22 protein-coding genes and 1 rRNA gene are annotated in these 19314 nt (G+C 61.7%); 6 read left to right on the forward strand and 17 right to left on the reverse strand.

From position 1 onward, the window contains the following. Nucleotides 1-7 precede the first annotated feature (7 nt). Nucleotides 8-199, reverse strand: a complete 192-nt coding sequence (locus ACP7B7_RS25180; protein ID WP_308923780.1) for a YqaE/Pmp3 family membrane protein — start codon at nt 197-199, stop codon at nt 8-10. Nucleotides 200-290: 91 nt separating this feature from the next. Beyond that, nucleotides 291-1184 carry a LysR substrate-binding domain-containing protein gene (locus ACP7B7_RS25185; protein WP_426078522.1) on the reverse strand — a complete coding sequence of 298 codons (894 nt, stop codon included), beginning with the start codon at nt 1182-1184 and terminating at the stop codon, nt 291-293. Between the two features lie 124 nt (nt 1185-1308). Here ACP7B7_RS25185 and ACP7B7_RS25190 point away from each other — a divergent pair, with 124 nt between their 5' ends. Beyond that, nucleotides 1309-2052, forward strand: coding sequence for a sulfite exporter TauE/SafE family protein (locus ACP7B7_RS25190; RefSeq protein WP_308923778.1), 744 nt, complete (start codon nt 1309-1311; stop codon nt 2050-2052). 6 nt (nt 2053-2058) lie between these two features. Here ACP7B7_RS25190 and ACP7B7_RS25195 read toward each other — a convergent pair whose 3' ends face one another. Both ACP7B7_RS25195 and pyrE read right to left on the reverse strand, forming a co-directional pair. After that, nucleotides 2059-2385: a low molecular weight protein tyrosine phosphatase family protein gene (locus ACP7B7_RS25195; protein WP_308923777.1), complete on the reverse strand. Its 327-nt coding sequence runs from the start codon at nt 2383-2385 to the stop codon at nt 2059-2061. 5 nt (nt 2386-2390) lie between these two features. Continuing rightward, nucleotides 2391-3053: an orotate phosphoribosyltransferase gene (gene pyrE, locus ACP7B7_RS25200; protein WP_426078523.1), complete on the reverse strand. Its 663-nt coding sequence runs from the start codon at nt 3051-3053 to the stop codon at nt 2391-2393. 107 nt (nt 3054-3160) lie between these two features. On the opposite strand from pyrE, the gene ACP7B7_RS25205 reads away from it, so the two are divergent. Beyond that, complete coding sequence (locus ACP7B7_RS25205) at nt 3161-3937, forward strand: exodeoxyribonuclease III (protein WP_308923775.1); 777 nt, start codon at nt 3161-3163, stop codon at nt 3935-3937. Nucleotides 3938-3940: 3 nt separating this feature from the next. On the opposite strand, the gene ACP7B7_RS25210 is transcribed toward ACP7B7_RS25205, so the two are convergent. From ACP7B7_RS25210 to ACP7B7_RS25265, 12 genes are all read right to left on the reverse strand, one after another. Beyond that, nucleotides 3941-4828, reverse strand: a complete 888-nt coding sequence (locus tag ACP7B7_RS25210; RefSeq protein WP_426078524.1) for a pseudouridine synthase — start codon at nt 4826-4828, stop codon at nt 3941-3943. Between the two features lie 4 nt (nt 4829-4832). Beyond that, nucleotides 4833-5741 carry a M48 family metallopeptidase gene (locus tag ACP7B7_RS25215; RefSeq protein ID WP_308923773.1) on the reverse strand — a complete coding sequence of 303 codons (909 nt, stop codon included), beginning with the start codon at nt 5739-5741 and terminating at the stop codon, nt 4833-4835. Between the two features lie 96 nt (nt 5742-5837). Beyond that, nucleotides 5838-6452, reverse strand: coding sequence for a methionine biosynthesis protein MetW (gene metW / locus ACP7B7_RS25220; RefSeq protein ID WP_308923772.1), 615 nt, complete (start codon nt 6450-6452; stop codon nt 5838-5840). Further along, nucleotides 6449-7645 carry a homoserine O-succinyltransferase MetX gene (gene metX / locus ACP7B7_RS25225; protein ID WP_426078525.1) on the reverse strand — a complete coding sequence of 399 codons (1197 nt, stop codon included), beginning with the start codon at nt 7643-7645 and terminating at the stop codon, nt 6449-6451. Before metX ends, metW begins: the two co-directional genes overlap by 4 nt. Before the next feature lie 132 nt (nt 7646-7777). Next, the gene (ptsP, locus tag ACP7B7_RS25230) at nt 7778-9520 is read right to left on the reverse strand and encodes a phosphoenolpyruvate--protein phosphotransferase (RefSeq protein ID WP_426078526.1); all 1743 of its coding nucleotides are present in this window, start codon (nt 9518-9520) and stop codon (nt 7778-7780) included. A 44-nt stretch (nt 9521-9564) separates the two neighbouring features. Next, entirely contained in the window at nt 9565-9834 is a 270-nt protein-coding gene (locus tag ACP7B7_RS25235) for an HPr family phosphocarrier protein (protein WP_308923769.1), read from the reverse strand. A 66-nt stretch (nt 9835-9900) separates the two neighbouring features. Continuing rightward, the gene (locus tag ACP7B7_RS25240) at nt 9901-10305 is read right to left on the reverse strand and encodes a PTS sugar transporter subunit IIA (RefSeq protein ID WP_308923768.1); all 405 of its coding nucleotides are present in this window, start codon (nt 10303-10305) and stop codon (nt 9901-9903) included. A 9-nt stretch (nt 10306-10314) separates the two neighbouring features. Beyond that, nucleotides 10315-11277 carry a glutathione synthase gene (gshB, locus tag ACP7B7_RS25245; protein WP_308923767.1) on the reverse strand — a complete coding sequence of 321 codons (963 nt, stop codon included), beginning with the start codon at nt 11275-11277 and terminating at the stop codon, nt 10315-10317. Nucleotides 11278-11376: 99 nt separating this feature from the next. Beyond that, the gene (gene gshA, locus ACP7B7_RS25250) at nt 11377-12675 is read right to left on the reverse strand and encodes a glutamate--cysteine ligase (RefSeq protein WP_308923766.1); all 1299 of its coding nucleotides are present in this window, start codon (nt 12673-12675) and stop codon (nt 11377-11379) included. Between the two features lie 194 nt (nt 12676-12869). Further along, nucleotides 12870-14435 carry an ammonium transporter gene (locus tag ACP7B7_RS25255; protein ID WP_308923765.1) on the reverse strand — a complete coding sequence of 522 codons (1566 nt, stop codon included), beginning with the start codon at nt 14433-14435 and terminating at the stop codon, nt 12870-12872. A gap of 11 nt (nt 14436-14446) precedes the next feature. Then, nucleotides 14447-14785 (reverse strand): P-II family nitrogen regulator, encoded by a 339-nt coding sequence (locus ACP7B7_RS25260; RefSeq protein WP_065308187.1) that lies wholly within the window; start codon nt 14783-14785, stop codon nt 14447-14449. Nucleotides 14786-14796: 11 nt separating this feature from the next. Beyond that, entirely contained in the window at nt 14797-15513 is a 717-nt protein-coding gene (locus ACP7B7_RS25265; protein WP_426078527.1) for a TorF family putative porin, read from the reverse strand. Nucleotides 15514-15832: 319 nt separating this feature from the next. Here ACP7B7_RS25265 and ACP7B7_RS25270 point away from each other — a divergent pair, with 319 nt between their 5' ends. The 4 genes from ACP7B7_RS25270 to ACP7B7_RS25285 all read left to right on the forward strand — a co-directional run bounded on the left by ACP7B7_RS25270 (nt 15833) and on the right by ACP7B7_RS25285 (nt 18820). Further along, nucleotides 15833-16102, forward strand: coding sequence for an accessory factor UbiK family protein (locus ACP7B7_RS25270; RefSeq protein ID WP_308923763.1), 270 nt, complete (start codon nt 15833-15835; stop codon nt 16100-16102). 94 nt (nt 16103-16196) lie between these two features. Next, a complete protein-coding gene (locus ACP7B7_RS25275; protein WP_426078528.1) occupies nt 16197-17717 on the forward strand; it encodes a YifB family Mg chelatase-like AAA ATPase in 1521 nt (506 codons plus the stop codon). 53 nt (nt 17718-17770) lie between these two features. Continuing rightward, nucleotides 17771-18316, forward strand: a complete 546-nt coding sequence (locus ACP7B7_RS25280) for a hypothetical protein (protein WP_308923761.1) — start codon at nt 17771-17773, stop codon at nt 18314-18316. 159 nt (nt 18317-18475) lie between these two features. Further along, nucleotides 18476-18820 carry a DUF1840 domain-containing protein gene (locus ACP7B7_RS25285; protein ID WP_308923760.1) on the forward strand — a complete coding sequence of 115 codons (345 nt, stop codon included), beginning with the start codon at nt 18476-18478 and terminating at the stop codon, nt 18818-18820. Nucleotides 18821-18885: 65 nt separating this feature from the next. Here ACP7B7_RS25285 and rrf read toward each other — a convergent pair. Continuing rightward, nucleotides 18886-18998: ribosomal RNA gene (gene rrf, locus ACP7B7_RS25290) — 5S ribosomal RNA — on the reverse strand. Between the last annotated feature and the right edge of the window lie 316 nt (nt 18999-19314).

Raw genomic sequence — 19314 nt, forward strand, 5'->3', positions numbered from 1 at the left:
GATGGGCTTAATACCGGCGCGTGGCGTCGGCGATCTTCTGGTCGGTCTTGAACTGGCTCAGTGCATACACGGCCCAGATGGCGGCCGGCAGCCAGCCGATCAGGGTGATCTGCAGGATCAGGCAGATGATGCCGGCGATAGGGCGGCCGATGGTGAAAAAGGTCAGCCATGGAAGAATCAGGGCAATCAATAAGCGCATGGTGGTTTCCTTGTTTTGTACTGTGTAAAACTTATTATAGGCGTGCCGCAACGCCGTGTCCGCGCGCCATCGCACACTACGCATTGCATCGTTACGCCTTCAGATGCTCGATCAGCTGGCGCGCGTACAGGGGCAATTCGCTGAACTGGCGCACGCAGATGGTCAGGTTGCGCACCGACCAGGGGTCAAGCAAGGTAATGCTGCGCAGCGCCATCGTCTGCTGGCAGCGGCGCGCGGCCGCCTGCGGCACCACGCCGATACCCACGCCGCTGGCCACCATGCGGCAGACGGCGTCGAAACTACGCAGGCGCACGCGCATTTTCAATGGCCGTCCCAGGCGCGCCGCGTGCAGGGCCAGGTACTGCTGCAGCGCGCTGTCGTCGGCCAGGCCGATAAAGTCGTGGCCGAGCAGGCTGGCAAAATCGACGGTGTCCGCGCTCCCGATGGCGCGGTGATGCACGCCGTCGGCCGCCGCAATCGCCACCAGCCGGTCGGGCCGGAACAAAAACGTCTGCAAGCCGCGCAGGTCGACCGAATCGGAGACGATGCCCATGTCGGCCAGCCCCTCCGAGACTCCCTTGACGATATCGTAGCTGAGGCGCTCTTCCAGGTCGATGGTCAGATTCGGATGACGGTCCAGGAAAGTACCCAGCGCTTCGGGCAGGAATTCGCTGAGCGCCGAGGTATTGCACAGCAAACGCAGCTGCCCTTTCAGGCCGTGCGCAAATTCACCGAGGTCGCCGCGCAGCTTGTCCATCTGCTGCAACACCAGCCGCGCATGGTGCAGCAGGGTCTGCCCGGCCGGCGTCGCCGCCACGCCGCGCCGTCCGCGCAGCAGCAGCGCCATGCCCAGCGCGTCTTCCATGCCGCGCACGCGGGCGCTGGCCGACGCCAGTGCCAGATGGCTGCGCGCGGCGCCCGCCGTCAGGCTGCCCTCTTCCACCACGTGGACGAACAGCTGCAAATCAACCAGGTCAAAACGCATGGCCACCTCCTGCCGCCATCTTATCAGCCTTCGTTTGAGACTGAGGCTGGCGCTGCGAAATCGCGCTGTTCACAATCGCGCCTGGCGCGCAGAATCTCGCCACGTTCATTCTGATTGATACACCATGCAGACTTCCTTTTTACTGGCCGTCGGCGCCAGCTTTATCCTCGCTGGCTTCGTCAAGGGCGTAGTGGGCCTGGGCTTGCCGACCGTGGCCATGGGCCTGCTCAGCCTGGCCATGCCACCGGTGCAGGCCGCGGCCCTGCTGATCGTGCCGTCGATGGTGACCAATCTGTGGCAGCTGGCGGCCGGCCCTGGCGTAATGCTGCTGCTGCGCCGGCTATGGCCGCTGCTGGCCTGGACCATGGCCGGCACGCTGCTGGGCGGCGCGCTGCTGCCGACGGATGGCGGTACGTGGGCAGTGGTGGCGCTGGGCGTGGCATTGATGGCGTATGCGCTGGCGGGACTATGTTCGCTGCGGCTGACGATACAGCCGCGCCATGAAGGCTGGCTGGCGCCCTTGATCGGCGCGCTGACCGGGCTGGTGACGGCGGCCACCGGCGTATTTGTGATTCCCGCCGTGCCGTATCTGCAGGGATTGGGACTCAAGCGCGATGAACTGGTGCAGGCGCTGGGCATGGCGTTTACCGCGTCGACCGTGGCGCTGGCCGCCAGCCTGGCACTGCACGGCGATTTTCATATGGGCGACGCCCAGGCTTCCGCTTATGCGCTGCTGCCCGCGCTGGGCGGCATGCTGGCCGGCCAGTGGCTGCGCGGACGCATCGCGCCGGAGCTGTTCAAAAAGTGCTTTTTTACCGGCCTGTTCGTACTGGGCCTGCATTCGGCGCTCAAACCCTGGCTGGGTTAAACAACATCAATCCAGGCCAAGGATGGACGCGACCGACGATTCGAGCTGCTCGACCAGTTCCGGCTGCATGAACCGATAGTCGTCGGGAATATCGAGCACGTGGATGGTTTTGCCCTCGAGCAGCCGGCCGAACTGCGCGCGCAGGCGCGACTGGTGCTTTTCTTCCATCACGAAGATGATCTCGCACCAGGCCACATCCTGCTCGCTGACGGGATGGCGCGCATTCGAACTGGTGCCGCCCGAGCGCACCGACAGCGCGGGATGGCGGCGCCATACCCGCTCCGCCGTCGGGCTGCGCCACTGGTTGCGGCTGCAGACGAACAGGACGTTCAACTGCGTCAGATGCCGTAGCGCGTGCGGTAGGCCGACACGGCTTCTTTATATTGCAACAGTTCCGGATCGGCGCCCGCGCCGTTCAGGTAGCCGAACAGGTCGTCCAGGTTGCCGATCGAGATAACGGGAATGCCATACTGTTTCGACACTTCCTGCACCGCCGAGCTGGGCGACAGCTGGCCGTCCGGGCCCGAGCGTTCCATGCGGTCCAGTGCGATCAGCACGGCGCACGGTTCGGCGCCGGCGGCGCGTATCATGTCCACCGATTCGCGCACCGAGGTGCCGGCCGAGATCACGTCGTCAATAATGACGACTTTGCCTTGAAGCTTGGCGCCGACGATCGTGCCGCCTTCGCCATGGTCCTTGGCTTCCTTGCGGTTGAAGGCGAACGAGGTGTTGCGGCCCTTGCCGGCCAGCGCCACGGCGGTGGCCGAAGCCAGGGTGATGCCCTTGTAGGCGGGACCGAACAGCATGTCGAATTCAACGCCCGAATCGAGCAGGGTCTGCGCGTAGAACTGGGCCAGTTCGGCCAGGGTGGCGCCGTCATGGAACAGGCCCGCATTGAAGAAGTACGGCGACTGGCGGCCGGCCTTGGTGGTGAACTCGCCGAACCGCAAGACTCCCTTGGATACCGAAAACGCGATAAACTGCTGGCGTAAATTATTCACATGAGCCTCATTTTTTAAAAGTGCCTGTATTTTAATCCGCGCGCACCGGCGAGACAATCGCCATGCCGCGCCGCCCCTTGCGGCCCGCGCCCTTTCGACTGCCCTGTATGCCAAAAATTATCTCCGCCAACCTGAACGGCATCCGTTCCGCCGCCAAAAAAGGCTTTTTCAACTGGATGGGCACGCAAACGGCCGACTTCATCTGCGTGCAGGAACTGAAGGCGCAACTGCCCGACATGACGCCGGAATTCCTCAATCCGCACGGCTATCATGGCCATTTTCACTATGCCGAAAAGAAGGGATATTCCGGCACCGGTGTCTACAGCAAGGTGGAGCCGGACGCCGTGCATATCGGCTTCGGCTGCCCTGAATTCGACGCCGAAGGCCGCTACGTGCGCTGCGACTTCGGCAGTCTGTCGGTGATTTCCGTCTACTGCCCGTCCGGCTCGTCCGGCCCCGAGCGCCAGGAAGCCAAGTTCCGCTTCATGGAAGTGTTCCTGCCCCATCTGCTGCAGCTCAAGGCGCTGGGCCGCGAAGTGGTCATCTGCGGCGACTGGAATATCGCCCACCACGAGATCGACCTGAAAAACTGGAAGGGCAACAAGAAGAATTCGGGCTTCCTGCCGGAAGAGCGCGCATGGCTGACGCGCGTGTTCGATGAAGTGGGCTTTGTCGACGTGCACCGCGGCCTGGACAAGCGTGAAGACCAATATACGTGGTGGAGCAACCGTGGCCAGGCCTACGCCAAAAACGTCGGCTGGCGCATCGATTATCACGTCGCCACGCCCGGCATCGCGGCCCAGGCGCATACGGTCAGCGTGTACAAGGACGAGAAGTTTTCGGACCATGCACCGTTGATTATCGATTACACGGTCCGGACGTAAATTTCACAAACTGCGCCGGCTTTCAAAGCGGCGCATCTCGCCTGTCAACGGATCGCTAAATGCAATCGCCCGCGCCAGCAGCTGCAAGGGCTGCGACATGTCGTCTTCCTTGCACGGCAGCGCCACCGGATAAAACGCGTCGTTGACGATGGGGATGCCCAGCGCGGCCAGGTGCACGCGCAGCTGGTGCTTGCGGCCCGTGTGCGGCTGCAAGCGGTACAGATTGAACTCGCCACGCTCTTCGATGATGTCGATGATGGTTTCCGAGTTCGGCTCGCCCGCTTCCTCGCGCATGATGAAAAACTTGTCGCCGTCGACCATGCGGCTGCGGTAGATGAACGGAAACTCGCGGCCATGCAGGCGCGGCGCCAGCGCTTCATAGACTTTATGGATTTCACGGCGCTGGAACAGGGTCTGGTAGGCGCCGCGGCTGGCCTGGCGGCGTGAAAAAATCACCACGCCGGCCGTCTCGCGGTCCAGGCGGTGGATCGGCGTCAGCTCGGGATTGTCCAGCTTTTTCTTCAGCCGCGTCAGCAAGGTCTCGTGCACGAAGCGCCCGCCGGGGGTCATCGGCAAAAAATGCGGCTTGTCGACCACCACCAGGTGCTCGTCTTCGAACAATATCTGTTCCTGGAACGGGATCGGCGTTTCGCGTTCCAGTTCGCGGTAATAAAAAATGCGCATGCCGCGCCGGCAGGCGCTGCCGGGCGCCAGCCGTTCACCATCGCCGTCGACCACCTCGCCGCGCGCCATGCGGTCCAGCCATTGCGCGGCGCCGACCTGCGGGTAGCGCTCGACGAGAAACGCCAGCATGTCGGGCCACTGCCCTTGCGGCAGCCACAGGTAGCTGGCCGCCACGCCGTCGCGCATGGGCAGTGGAGAGGCCGTCATGTCCTTAGCGCGAGGCGACGGCGTTGCTGCGGTAGGCCGGCAAGTCGTTGACGGACACGCCTTTGGTACGTGCGTACAGCGGCAGCACCTGCGCCATATGGCTGTTCATCTGCGCGATGCGGTCCTTGCCCGACGGGTGGGTCGACAGGAATTCCGGTGGCGCGCCCTTGTTCAGCGCGGCCATTTTCTGCCACAGGATGACGCCGGCGCGCGGGTCGAAACCGGCGCGCGCGGCCAGGTCCATGCCGATCAGGTCCGCTTCGCGTTCGTCGTCGCGCGAAAACTTCAGCATCACGCCCTGCGCCGCCATATTGGTGGCGGTGCCGGTGATATTCGGGTCCACACCGAGCCAGGCCGACAGGCCAGCGCCGACCAGCTTCGAGCCGACGGCGGCCAGGTTGCCCTTGCCGGCCTGCGCCTGCGAGTGCTCGCGCAACGCATGCGAAATTTCATGGCCCATGACGATGGCCACTTCGTCGTCGGTCAGGTTCAGCTTGGTGATAATGCCGCTGTAAAAAGCGATCTGCCCGCCCGGCATGCAGAAGGCGTTGACCTGGTCGGAATTGAGCAGGTTGACCTGCCAGTTCCAACTGGAGGAAGCGTCGTTCCAGCGCGTGGCGAACGGGATGATGCGCTGGGCGATCGCGCGCAGGCGCTTGACCTGCGGGTCGCTGTCGGGCACCAGCGCGTTTTTTTCCCTGGCCTCGTTGACCAGCTGCGTATATTGCTGCTTCGATTGTTCATTGAAATCGACGCCGCCGGCAAACATGCGCGTGCTCGACAAGGGACGGACCTTGATGCCGTCCTGGACCACGGCCTGTTGCGACAGGGCCGGCAGGGGCGCCAGTACAGCCGCAGCGCACAGGCTGGCGGCGATCGTAAAACGTTTGAACGAGTTGGGGTAGTACGTCATTTGGGAAGCCTCCGGAAACAATGTTATACATTAGCATACAGGCCGTCCGCCATATTGCACTACGCCAACACTCGTGCTGGACTCAGTGCAAGAGACTCAGTGCATTTTCTTCTTGCGCAGGCGGAACACGGCCAGGTCGCCGCGCAGGTTGGGCAGCACGGACACCATCTTGCCTTCGGCCAGCGCCACGCAATCGATCACTTCCAAGCCGCATTCCTCGGCCAGTTCGCGGAAGTCGTTGATGGTGGCGCAGCGTACGTTGGGCGTATCGTACCACTGGTAGGGCAGCGATTTCGACACCGGCATGCGGCCCTTGAGCAAGGATACGCGGTGCGGCCAGTAGGCGAAATTCGGGAACGAGACGATGGCCTCGGTACCGACGCGCACGATGTCGCGCAGCAGCGGCTCGACCTGCTTCATCATCTGCAGCGACGACAGGCACAGCACCGTGTCGAAGCTGTTGTCGCCAAAGATCGCCAGGCCTTTTTCCATGTCCTGCTGGATCACCTGCACGCCGCGGCGGGTACTGGCCAGCACCTTGTCGTCGGCGATCTCCAGGCCGTAGCCGCTGCAGCCCTTGCCGCTGCTTTGCAGGTATTCCAGCATCACGCCGTCGCCGCAGCCGACGTCGAGCACATGGGCCTGGTCCGGCACCCAGTGGGCGATAAAGGCCAGGTCGGGGCGCAGCGCGCTCAGTTCTTCGAAATTCATGCGGTCTCCCTGGCGCCCTGGCGCAGATGATTATTCTGTACGGCCGGCACGCCGGCCTTGATCTCGTCCCACACCTGGCCGTAATAGGCGCGCACCATGTTCATGTAGCGCGCGTCTTCCAGCAAAAAGGCGTCGTGGCCGTGCGGCGCGTCGATCTCTGCGTAGGTCACCTGGCGGCGGTTGCACACCAGCGCCTCGACGATTTCGCGGCTGCGTTCGGGTGAAAAACGCCAGTCGGTGGAAAACGAGGCCAGGAAGAATTTTGCTTTCGTGCCGGCCAGCGCCTTGGCCAGGTTGCCGCCATGGGCGCGCGCCGGGTCGAAATAATCGAGCGCCTTGGTGATCAACAGATAGGTGTTGGCGTCAAAATACTCGGAGAACTTGTCGCCCTGGTAGCGCAGATACGATTCGATCTCGAAATCGATGCCGAAGCCGAATTTGTAATCGCCCGTCTTTGCCGCGTCGCGCAGCTTGCGGCCGAATTTTTCGGCCATGTCGTCATTCGACAGATAGGTGATATGGCCGACCATGCGCGCCACGCGCAGGCCGTTCTTCGGCACCACGCCGTATGCATAGAAATCGCCGCCACGGTAGTCGGGGTCCGACAGAATCGCCTGGCGGGCGACGTCGTTGAAGGCGATATTCTGTGCCGACAGCTTGGCCGTCGAAGCGATCACCACGCAGTGAGCCAGGCGGTCCGGGTACATGATGCTCCAGGCCAGCGCCTGCATGCCGCCCAGCGAGCCGCCCATCACGGCGGCGAACCGGGTGATGCCCAGTTCGTCGGCCAGGCGCGCCTGCGCGCTGACCCAGTCTTCCACCGTCACCACCGGGAACGAGGCGCCATATGGCTTGCCGGTGGCGGGATTGGTGTGCATCGGGCCGGTCGAGCCGAAGCAGGACCCGAGGTTGTTGACGCCGATGACGAAGAACTTGTCGGTATCGAGCGGCTTGCCGGGACCGACCATATTGTCCCACCAGCCGGTGCTTTTCGGATCGTCGGCATAGGTGCCGGCCACGTGGTGCGAGGCGTTCAGCGCGTGGCAGACCAGCACCGCGTTCGATTTGTCGGCGTTCAGGGTGCCGTAGGTTTCATACATCAACATATAGTCCAGCAGCGATGCTCCGCTTTGCAGCTGCAGGGGTTGCGCAAAATACATGGTTTGCGGCGAGACGATTCCAATGGGTGACATGAGTGTGTCGGTTTATCTAGGGGGCGGCCCCACGGGCCATGATCGATGCGGAGTCGCGATGAAAGGCTCCGCAGCTTCAGCAGGACGCATCTTGCCGCGCGCAATGCATCCTGCTGGTGTTGAAACGACAGTTTACATCAGCTGCAGCTGCTCGACAGCTTCGGCGATCACATTTGGCTCCATCGAGCGCATGATTTTGCGCATTTGTGGCGCAATCAGCGCCAGGTCGCTATTGAGGATCTCCTGCTTGACGGCCAGCAGCTGGGCCGGATGCATGGAAAACTCGCGCAGGCCCAGGCCCAGCAGCAAGCGCGTGAGTTTCACGTCGCCCGCCATCTCGCCACAGACGGCCACGTCGATGCCCGCCTTGTGGCCGGCCGCGATCGTCATCGAGATCAGCTGCAGCACCGCCGGATGCAACGGATTGTACAGGTGCGCCACTTCGTAGTCGACGCGGTCGATCGCCAGCGTGTACTGGATCAGATCGTTGGTGCCGATCGACAGGAAGTCGAGCCGCTTGACGAACATCGGCAGCGCCAGCGCGGCGGCCGGGATCTCGATCATGGCGCCCACTTCGACCGCATCGTCGAATTTCACGCCCTCGTCGCGCAGGGCCGCCTTGGCTTGCGCGATCATGGCCAGCGACTGGTCGATCTCGAAGGCATGCGCCAGCATCGGGATCAGGATGCGCACCTTGCCATAGGCCGAGGAGCGCAGAATCGCGCGCAGCTGGGTCAGGAACAGCTGCGGCTCGGCCAGGCAATAGCGGATCGCGCGCAGGCCCAGCGCCGGGTTCAGGGCCGTATGGTCGGACTGGTCGAGCGGCTTGTCGGCGCCGATGTCGAGCGTGCGGATGGTGACCACCTTGCCCTTCATCGACATGACGGTCTTGCGGTAGGCCTCGAACTGCTCGTCCTCGGACGGAATCTTGTGGGCGCGGCCCATGAACAAAAATTCGGAGCGGAACAGGCCCACGCCGACCGCGCCGGACTCCAGCGCGAACGGGCAATCGTCGGGCAGCTCGATATTGGCCAGCAGGGTGATGGCGGTGCCGCACTTGGTGACGGCCGGGGTTTTTTTGAGCTTGCCCAGCTTTTTGCGCGCGCGCTGCATCGCCACCTGGCGCTCGCGGTACTGCTCCAGCACCAGCGGACTCGGGTTGGCGATCACCACGCCGGCGTCGCCGTCGATGATCAGCCAGTCGTCCTGCTCGATCAGGGTCGAGGCCTGCGACATGCCGACCGCGGCCGGAATGTCGAGGCTGCGCGCGACGATGGCCGTGTGCGAGTTCTGTCCGCCGACGTCGGTAATGAAACCGACAAACGAGCGGTCGCGGAACTGCAGCATGTCGGCCGGCGAGATATCGTGCGCGACAACGATCATCTGCGCCGTGAATTCGTCTTCGGCGGCCGCCTTCGGCAACAGCTGCTCGGTGCCCAGCAACACTTTCAGCACCCGTTCGGCCACCTGCTGGATGTCGGCCTTGCGCTCGCGCAAATACGGGTCTTCGATTTCGTCGAACTGGGCCGACAATTCATCGATCTGCGTCAGCAACGCCCATTCGGCGTTGTAGTGGCGCGAACGGATAATGTCGAGCGGCGCTTCGGAAATCATCGGGTCGGACAGGATCAGCGCATGCACGTCGATAAAGGCGCCCAGCTCGGTGGGGGCATCTTTCGGCAGCTCGTTCCACAGGGTTTGCAATTCCTTGTGGACGGCGGCGATCGCGTTTTGCAGGCGCAATACTTCAGCTTCGATCTGCTCCTGGGCCACCAGGTAATGCTTGACGTCAAGCGCCGCCGGCGCCAGCAAGTGCGCGCGGCCGATGGCGATGCCGCGCGAGACCGGAATGCCGTGGAGCGTGAAAGAAGCCATGGGATGACCTGTGGGAAAGCGGCTGCGGCTGCGTTCGGCGGGCATTACTCGCCTTCGCCAAACCTGTCGTTGATCAGGGCGCTCAAGGCATCGACGCAGGCCTGCTCATCGGCGCCTTCCGCTTCCAGGGTCACTTTCGCGCCCTTGCCGGCGGCCAGCATCATCACGCCCATGATGGACTTGGCGTTGATGCGGCGCGCGTTGCGGGTCAGCCAGACATCGCTCTTGTAGCGGGCGGCCATCTGGGTAAATTTGGCCGAGGCGCGTGCGTGCAGTCCCAGCTTGTTGATGATTTCGAGTTCTTTTTGAATCATTTTTGTCTAGTCTCTATCCCTGAAAAAAAACTTGCGCCGCCTTCAGGGCGGCGGCCATGTCCTGCTTTATTCGCCCACGCGAATGCGGTTGTCGACGCGCACGGCGCCGCTTTGCGCACCGGCCAGCGCCATCTCGACCACCACGTCGAGCGTGTCGCGGCGATACGTGATGGCGCGCAGCAGCATCGGCAGGCTGATGCCGGCGATCACTTCCACGCGGCCCGCATCGGCCAGCTTGTTGCAGCAGTTCGACGGCGTGCCGCCTTTCACGTCGGTGATCACCAGCACGCCGGCGCCGTCGTCGAGGCGGCAGATGGCGGCCGAGGCCAGCTTCTGCACTTCGGCCAGGTCCTGGTCGGCCAGCACGTCGATCGCTTCAAAACGCTCGGTCGGTCCGCGAAACACGTGCGCGCAGGCGGCAATGAAAGCCTGGCCCAGCGGCGCGTGTGTCATGAGCAAAATCCCTACCATATGGCTTCCTTATGCCGGGCGCTCTGGCGACTGCGCCACGCCCTGCTCGACCGCATCGATGAACATGGCGGCCACGTCAAAACCGGTCTGCTGCGCAATTTCCTGGAAGCATGTCGGGCTGGTGACGTTGACTTCCGTCAGATAGTCGCCGATCACGTCCAATCCTACCAGCATCAGGCCACGCGCGGCCAGGATGGGGCCCAGCTTTTCGGCGATTTCCAGGTCGCGCGCCGTCAATGGCTGGGCCACGCCCTTGCCGCCGGCGGCCAGGTTGCCGCGTACTTCGCCGTTTTGCGGGATGCGCGCCAGGCAATACGGCACCGGTTTGCCGCCGATCACCAGGATGCGCTTGTCGCCCTTGTCGATGTCGGCAATGAAACGCTGCGCCATGATGGTCTGCGCGCCGTTCTCGGTGAGGGTCTCGATGATGGCGCCCAGGTTCAGCGCATCGGCTTTGACGCGGAAAATGCCGGTGCCGCCCATGCCGTCGAGCGGCTTGAAGATCACGTCCTGGTGCTTGGCGTGGAAGGCGCGCAGGCGCGCTTCGCTCGAGGTCACCAGGGTCGGCGAGGTAAATTCCGAAAACTGCGCGATCGCCAGTTTTTCATTGTTGTCGCGGATCGCCGACGGCTTGTTGAACACGCGCGCGCCCTGCTTTTCGGCCAGTTCCAGCAAATACGTGCCGTACACATATTCCATGTCGAACGGCGGGTCCTTGCGCTCGATGATAGCGTCAAAGGTCGACAGCAGCACTTCCTCGGTCGACTCGACCTTGTACCAGTCGTGCTCGTCGCCGGTCAGGGTGATATGGTGCACTTGCGCCGTGACGATGCCCTCTTCCAGCGCCATGTCCTTCTGTTCGAAGGCGTACACGGCGTGGCCGCGGCGGGCCGCTTCGCGCATCATGGCGAAAGTGGAATCTTTGTAAGTCTTGAAGCCTGCCAGCGGATCGGCAAGGAATGCAATTTTCATGAGTCGGTCCAGTCGGAATGCGGGAAGTAGAAGGCTTGATTCTAGCCGAGATCGCCAGGCGGGGTCCTGCCCCCGCCTGGCCGGCCATGCCTCAGCGGATCAATACACTTCGGGGTTCGGGTCGGTGCGTTCCATTTCCAGCGACGCGGCCAGCAAGGCCAGGCGCGCCACCACGCCGTACACATAGAAACGGTTCGGCGCGGCCGTGCCCGGCTTGGCCTTCAGGTCCGGCACCGCATGCTGCTGGGCAAACGCCAGCGGCACATATTGCGAGCCGGGCGCGTTCAGGTTCTGGTCCACGCCCTTTTCCGCGTGCACGCGGTAGAAGCCGCCCACCACATAGCGGTCGATCATGTAGACGACCGGCTCGGCCACCGCATCCTTGATGCTTTCAAAGGTCGGCACGCCTTCCTGGATGATGACGTCGGTGACCAAGTGGCCATCCTTGACGATCGACATCTTGTCGCGCTGCTTGCGCGACAGGTCGCGCACTTCGCTGGCGTCGCGCACCGTCATGATGCCGGTGCCATAAGTGCCCGCGTCGGGCTTGACGATCACGAACGGTTTTTCCTTGATGCCATATTCCTTGTACTTCTTGCGGATCTTGGCCAGCAGCACGTCGACGCTGGCGGCCAGCGCATCTTCGCCCTCGCCTTCCTGGAAGTTCACGCCGCTGCACTTGGCGTGGAACGGGTTCAGCATCCAGGGATCGACATCGATCATCTTGCCGAATTTTTTCACCACTTCATCGTAGGTCGTGTAGTGGTTGCTCTTGCGGCGCAAGGCCCAGCCCGCATGCAAGGGCGGCAGCAGGCTCTGCTCATGGATGTTTTGCAGGATGTCGGGGATGCCATCGGACAAATCGTTGTTCAGCAAGATCGTGCACGGATCGAAATCCTTCAGGCCCAGGCGGCGGCCATTGTTCAGGCGCACCAGCGGCTCGATCACCAGCATATTGCCGTCTGGCAGGGCCAGCGGCGTGGGCTGGGTAATCTCGGGCGACCAGGAACCGAAGCGCACGTGCAGCCCCGTCTGGCGGAAGATCTGCATCAGGCGCGCCACGTTCTGCAGGTACTGCGGCGTGGTGTTGTGCAATTCCGGCACGATCAGCAGGTTGCGGGCGTCCGGGCAATATTTGTCGATCGCGGCCATCGCGGCCTGCACCGACAGCGGCAGCATTTCGGTGGCCAGGTTGTGAAAGCCGCCAGGAAACAGATTGGTGTCGACAGGGGCCAGCTTGTAGCCGGCATTGCGCAAGTCGACCGAGCAATAGAACGGCGGCGTGTGCTCTTGCCATTCCATGCGGAACCAGCGCTCGATGGCGGGCGTGGCGGCGAGAATCTTTTTTTCGAGGTCGAGCAGCGGTCCGGTCAGGGCCGTGACGAGATGGGGAACCATAGTTACATCCTTAAATTATGTGCAGTATTCAAAAAAGCACACAGAACTGCCGACTATATTACCGTGTAAGTAGCCCAAATCGGGGCAAAAGCCTTGTTTTAAAGACCTTTACCGTTCCCCAGACGAAAAAAAGGCGCCTCGACGAGGCGCCTTTCCGGCAAAACTACTCAGAACATCAAGAATCAGTTGCAGGATCAGTTGTGATACGCCTGCTCGCCATGGCTGGTGATGTCCAGGCCTTCGCGTTCTTCTTCTTCCGGTACGCGCAGGCCGATGACGATATCGACCAGTTTATAGGCGATCACGGAAACGATCGCCGACCAGAGGATGGTGGTGCCAACCGCCTGGATTTGCACCCAGACCTGATGGCCGATCGAATACGGATCGGTCGAGATCTTGTTGGTGACATAGTCAAAAATGCCTTGGCCGCCCAGTTGTGGCGCAGCGAACACACCGGTCAGGATGGCGCCCAGGATACCGCCGACGCCATGCACGCCGAACACGTCGAGCGAATCATCGGCGCCGATCAGGCGTTTCAGGCCAGTCACGCCCCACAGGCAGACGATACCGGCCAGCAGGCCGATGACCAGGCCGCCCATCGGGCCGACAAAACCGGCCGCAGGGGTGATCGCCACCAGGCCGGCAACCGCGCCGGAAGCGCCGCCCAGCATCGAAGGCTTGCCTTTGGTAATCCATTCACCGAACACCCACGACAAGGTTGCGGCGGCAGTGGCCAGCATGGTGTTGACAAACGCCAGGGCAGCCAGGTCGCCCGCTTCCATCGAGGAGCCGGCATTGAAACCGAACCAGCCCACCCACAGCAGCGATGCGCCGATCATGGTCATCGTCAGCGAATGTGGCGCCATCGATTCACGGCCGTAACCGACACGTTTGCCGATCATGATCGCGCCAACCAGGCCAGCGACGGCGGCGTTGATGTGCACCACGGTGCCGCCGGCGAAGTCCAGCGCGCCTTTTTGATAGATCCAGCCTGCCTTGGCGGCTTCGACAGCCACCGAAGCGGCGTCGGTGATCATGTCAGGACCGGTCCAGAACCACACCATGTGGGCCGCTGGCAGGTAGGCAAAGGTGAACCACAGCACTACAAAAGCCAGCACGGCGGAAAACTTGGCGCGCTCGGCAAAGGCGCCGACGATCAGTGCGCAGGTAATCGCTGCAAACGTGCCCTGGAAGGCGACGAAGACGAACTCGGGGATGACCACGCCCTTGCTGAAGGTGGCGGCAACGGCGAAGGTGCTGGTAGCGGGATCCCAGATGCCGTTCAGGAAGGCGCGCGCAAAGGTGCCGAAGAACGCGTTGCCTTCGGTAAAGGCCAGCGAGTAGCCATAGATGCACCACAACACCACCACCAGAGCAAACACCACGAATACCTGCATCAGGACCGACAGCATGTTCTTGGAACGTACCAGGCCGCCGTAGAACAGGGCCAGGCCAGGAATCGTCATCAGGATCACCAGGATGGCGCAGACCATCATGAAACCGGTATCGCCTTTATTCGGCACCGGTGCGGCGGCGGGCGCGGCGGCGGGTGCCGGGGCAGCGGCTGTGGCGGCGGCCGGGGCAGGCGCCGCAGCTGGCGGAACGGCCAATGGCGCCACTTCCGGTGTCGCCACGGCAGCGGTGGTGGCAGCGGCCACCGGTTCGGTTTTTGCAGGTGCATCGGCAAAGCTTGGCGCGGAGACGCCAAATGCAAACAGACAGGCTACCCCAGCTAGCAATTTTGTTATATTTTTACGCATCAATATTCCCCTTAGAGCGCTTCGTTGCCGGTTTCACCGGTACGGATTCGGATGACTTGTTCCAGAGTGGTCACGAAAATCTTGCCATCGCCGATTTTACCGGTACGCGCGGCACCTTCGATCGCTTCGATGGCCTGGTCGACGATGGCGTCATCGACGGCCGCTTCGATCTTGGTTTTTGGCAGGAAATCGACCACGTACTCGGCGCCACGGTACAGTTCCGTGTGACCTTTCTGACGGCCAAAACCCTTCACTTCCGTGACGGTAATGCCTTGCACATTAATAGCCGACAAGGCTTCACGCACTTCGTCCAGCTTGAAGGGCTTGATGATCGCGGTAATCATTTTCATGGCAATCTCGCTTAAAAAGTTTTGGAAACAGACAATACCAGGCCGGTTTTGGCCAGGTTCTTGCCATTCGGCGCGAACGATTCGATATTCGCCTTGACGGCTGCCAGCGACACGGTGGCCACGCCGAAGTCTTTCGTCACGCCGATCTTGAAATCGTTATAGCTGAGGGAATTGTTATGCTCCACCTTCTGACGTCCTGCATGCAGATTCAACATGTAGCCGTCATGCACTTCGACATTGGCGCCGACGTCGAGGTAACCGCTGTTCTTGCTGTCAGCCACGCCGAACAGATTGGTGGTCGAGTGCGAGTACTTGATGTAGACCGGGCCAAAACCGACCTGGCCATACAGCTCGAAAGTGTTGGCGTTGGTGCTCAGGCCATTCGACGGGTAGAAATAATACAGGCCGCCCACATCGTAGCTGACGCCATCGGTGATATCACCGCGCTTGCCGCCGTAGACATCCCATTCGATATTCGTGTCACCACCACCGTCCTTGATCCACTTGATGCTCGACAGCCAGGTACCAACGTACAGACCGGTCGGATTGTGCGTGTAGTCGGCACCGCCGCTGATGGCCGGTTTCAAACGCGTTTGCGACACGCCACGATAGCGGTAGTCGGTGGTCAGGGCAACGTTGTACGCCACCACATTGTCAGGTACTGCCTCGGCTGCGGCTGGAGCCGCGGCCGCTTCCTGCGCCATGGCAGTGCCACACATGGCGGACATGGCAAATGCCAGCGTAGCTGCTACAGTCATGCTCTTGGACAGATTCTTCATGGCGATTCCCTTTTATTGAACTTTTAAAGCGGTTGAGGTTTAAAATCTGGTCTGGCGATCACAAAGCGTTCATTAACTCTTTAGCAGAATGCGTGCCAGCTTCATTGCCACCTTGACAGCTGCATTTCCGTCCATACATACCTTGCAAGCCCCTGGAAATACGCAACCTAGCTGAGGAATCTTGTTGAACCGCCCACTTTCGCACCACATTAAAGCTGACGTGCACCGCAATGGTGCGACGCACGTGCAGCACCACTAAGGACATACCATGGACATGAATACTTTCTTTAACGATTTGCAGGGCAAGATCCACCAGGCTATCGAAAATTCGCCGGCCAAGGATATCGAGAAGAATGTGAAGTCGATGATGACCCAGGGCTTCGCCCGCCTGGATCTGGTCACGCGCGAGGAATTCGATATCCAGGCGCAAGTGCTGGCCAAGACGCGCGCCAAACTCGATGCGCTGGAACTGCGCGTGATCGAACTCGAAGCACGCCTGAACGACAGCAAGACAGTCAATGTCAGCAAGGCGCTGTAAAGCAGCAAAGCACCAGTACTGGCGAACGTCAAGCGCCACGCCAGGGCAAGCACTAGACTGATCCTGCCCGCGCACCGCGGTGCAGGGAGATGGCATGAGCCTGGCAGTCTTGAAAAGCCGCGCACTGGCTGGCATGGAAGCACCCGAGGTCAATGTCGAGGTACACCTCGCCAACGGCCTGCCTTCGTTTACCATCGTGGGCCTGCCCGATACCGAGGTCAAGGAGTCGCGCGACCGCGTGCGTGCGGCGCTGCAAAATTGCGGCTTCGAGATGCCAGCCCGGCGCATCACGGCCAACCTGGCACCAGCCGACCTGCCGAAAGAATCGGGGCGCTTCGACCTGCCAATCGCGCTGGGCATCCTGGCCGCTTCGGGCCAGCTGCCCGCCGAACAATTACATGAATATGAATTTGCCGGCGAGCTGTCGCTGTCGGGACAGTTGCGGCCCATCCGTGGCGCGCTGGCGATGACGTTTGCCATGCAGCGCGGCAAGAGTGGCGCGCCGCGCGCCTTCATTTTGCCGCACGCAAATGCCGACGAAGCGGCGCTGGTGCCGAACGCCAGCATTTATCCGGCGCACAGCCTGCTCGAAGTGTGCGCCCATTTCGCCGCGCGCGACCAGCGCACCGCCCTGCAGCGGCACCAGCCGACCTTGCTGGCGCCACATTTTTCCTATCCCGACTTTGCCGAGGTACAAGGCCAGCACCATGCGCGGCGGGCGCTGGAGGTGGCGGCCGCCGGCGGTCACAGCCTGTTGATGGTGGGCCCGCCCGGCGCCGGCAAGACCATGCTGGCCAGCCGCTTTCCCGGCATCCTGCCTTTGATGAGCGATGAAGAAGCGCTGGAAGCGGCGGCCGTGCATTCGTTGGGCGGCAACTTCAAGGTGGAAAACTGGAAACGCCGGCCGTATCGCGCACCGCACCAGACGGCATCCGGCGTGGCCCTGGTCGGTGGCGGCAATGTGCCGCGGCCCGGTGAAATTTCGCTGGCGCATTGCGGTGTGCTGTTTCTCGATGAAATCGCCGAATTCGACCGCCGGGTACTCGACGTGCTGCGCCAGCCGATGGAGTCCGGCATCATCAGCATTTCGCGCGCCGCGCGCCAGGCCGAGTTTCCAGCCCGTTTTCAATTGATCGCCGCCATGAATCCTTGCCCCTGCGGTTATCTGGGTCATGCCTCCGGCCGCTGCCGCTGCACCCCGGACGCCGTGCTGCGCTACCATGGCCGGCTGTCGGGTCCGCTGCTCGACCGCATTGATTTGCAAATCGAAGTGCCGGCCATGGCGCCAGTCATGCTGGGCGGGAAAGCGGTTGCCGGCGAAAGCACGGCGGCGATCGCCGCGCGCGTGGCGGCCGCGTTTGCCGTACAGCTGGCGCGCCAGGGCAAGGCCAACCATCAGCTGGACAACCAGCAAATCGCGCTGCATTGCCAGCTCGATGCCTCTGGCGAGCAACTGCTGCACGGCGCCATGCTGCGCCTGCACTGGTCGGCACGTACTTATCACCGCGTATTGCGCGTGGCGCGCAGCATTGCCGACCTGGCCGGCAGCGCCGCGATCGCACGCGCGCATGTTGCCGAGGCCATACAATACCGGCGCGTATTGCATGTCGCGTGAGCCGGCGCGCGTGCGCGATTGCGTGCAACAGGCAGCACTGCTACCATCGCCTGATGAAAAAAACATCATGTGCCGCCATCGCCGGCGTGCTGGCCACCGCCGCCCTGCTGGGCGCCTGCAACCCAAAATTTGACTGGCGCGAGTATCGCAGTCCCGATGCGCACTTCACGGCCCTGTTTCCCGGCAAGCCGGCCGTGCTGACGCGCGAGATCGATCTCGATGGCAAGAAAGTCAGTTTGACCATGACGGCCAGCGAAGCCGATGGCAACACCTTTGCCATCGGCAACGCCGAGCTGGGCAGTGCGGAGCAGGCGCAAGCGGCCTTGCCGGCCATGAAAACGGCCCTGCTCAACAATATCAAGGGGACGGTGCGCAGCGAAAAGTCTGCGGCGGCCGCCAGCAGCACGCCGGCCGGCACGCACCAGAAAAGCAGTCTCAGCATCGAGGCGAGCGGCACCCAGAATGGCCGGCCAGCCTTGCTGGTCGGTCGCTTCGTGGCGCAGGACAAGCGCATCTACCAAGTCATTATCCTCGGGCAGGAAAGCAAGCTGTCGCGCGAGACTATCGACACTTTCATGGACTCGGTCAACATCGAATAAGGAATTCCTGCTTAGCCCAAACTTAAAATCCCGGGCTTCGCCCTTGTAAATAAGTGTCCTGTCCAACACATGTTGCTGTCCGGCTTGCAGACGCCCTGTGCAAAAATCCAAGTCGTGATATGGTTTCATGACTAACAACAAGAATTCAGAAAGCCTATTATGTTGATCTCATTCAAATCCAAATCCTCCCCTGAAGTGCTGATGTACCAGGAGCATGCCCAGCGTATCCTCGACATCCTGCACAAGAGTCCGACGCGCGGCGTGATCACACCCGCCGAGGCAGGCCACGCGCTGGAGTTGCTGGAAAAAGAAGTGGCTGAAACCAGGGCCCACCCGGAAAACGACATCGAGCATGATGTCCATACGCCGGAAACCCTGGAAGACGGCGAGTCGGGCGAGCACGCACGTGCGCAAAAAGTGCATTTTTCGCAGCGCGCCTTCCCCCTGATGGAAATGCTGCGCTCGGCCAAGGCCGAAGGCGAAAGCATTATCTGGGGCATTTGATACCGCAGCAGAAAATGATGGACGAAAAAAAACCCCGCTAGCAGCGGGGTTTTTTTATATAACAAGCCTGACGATAACCTACTTTCACACTGGTTGCAGCACTATCATCGGCGCAGAGTTGTTTCACGGTCCTGTTCGGGATGGGAAGGGGTGGTACCAACTTGCTATGGTCATCAGGCATAACTTTTTCAACAACCTGCTCCCAACGGGGCAGCAAGTCATCTGATCTGAGGAAGCGAATTATATAGCAATTTGCCGCAGCCGGGGCAATTTTATTCCCCCTAAACCCATGAACACCCGGGGTCGGACCCTCAGGGACTCGGCATCCCCGTCCGACCCCAGCCCTTCGCTTGGGGTTAACAATACAAAACCACCAGACGAAAAAAAACCCCGACCATTTCTGGCGGGGTTTTTCTCTACTGCGTATAACAAGCCTGACGATAACCTACTTTCACACTGGTTGCAGCACTATCATCGGCGCAAAGTTGTTTCAC

The organism is Janthinobacterium sp. PSPC3-1 (assembly GCF_049896105.1).
Taxonomy (GTDB): Bacteria; Pseudomonadota; Gammaproteobacteria; order Burkholderiales; family Burkholderiaceae_D; genus Janthinobacterium.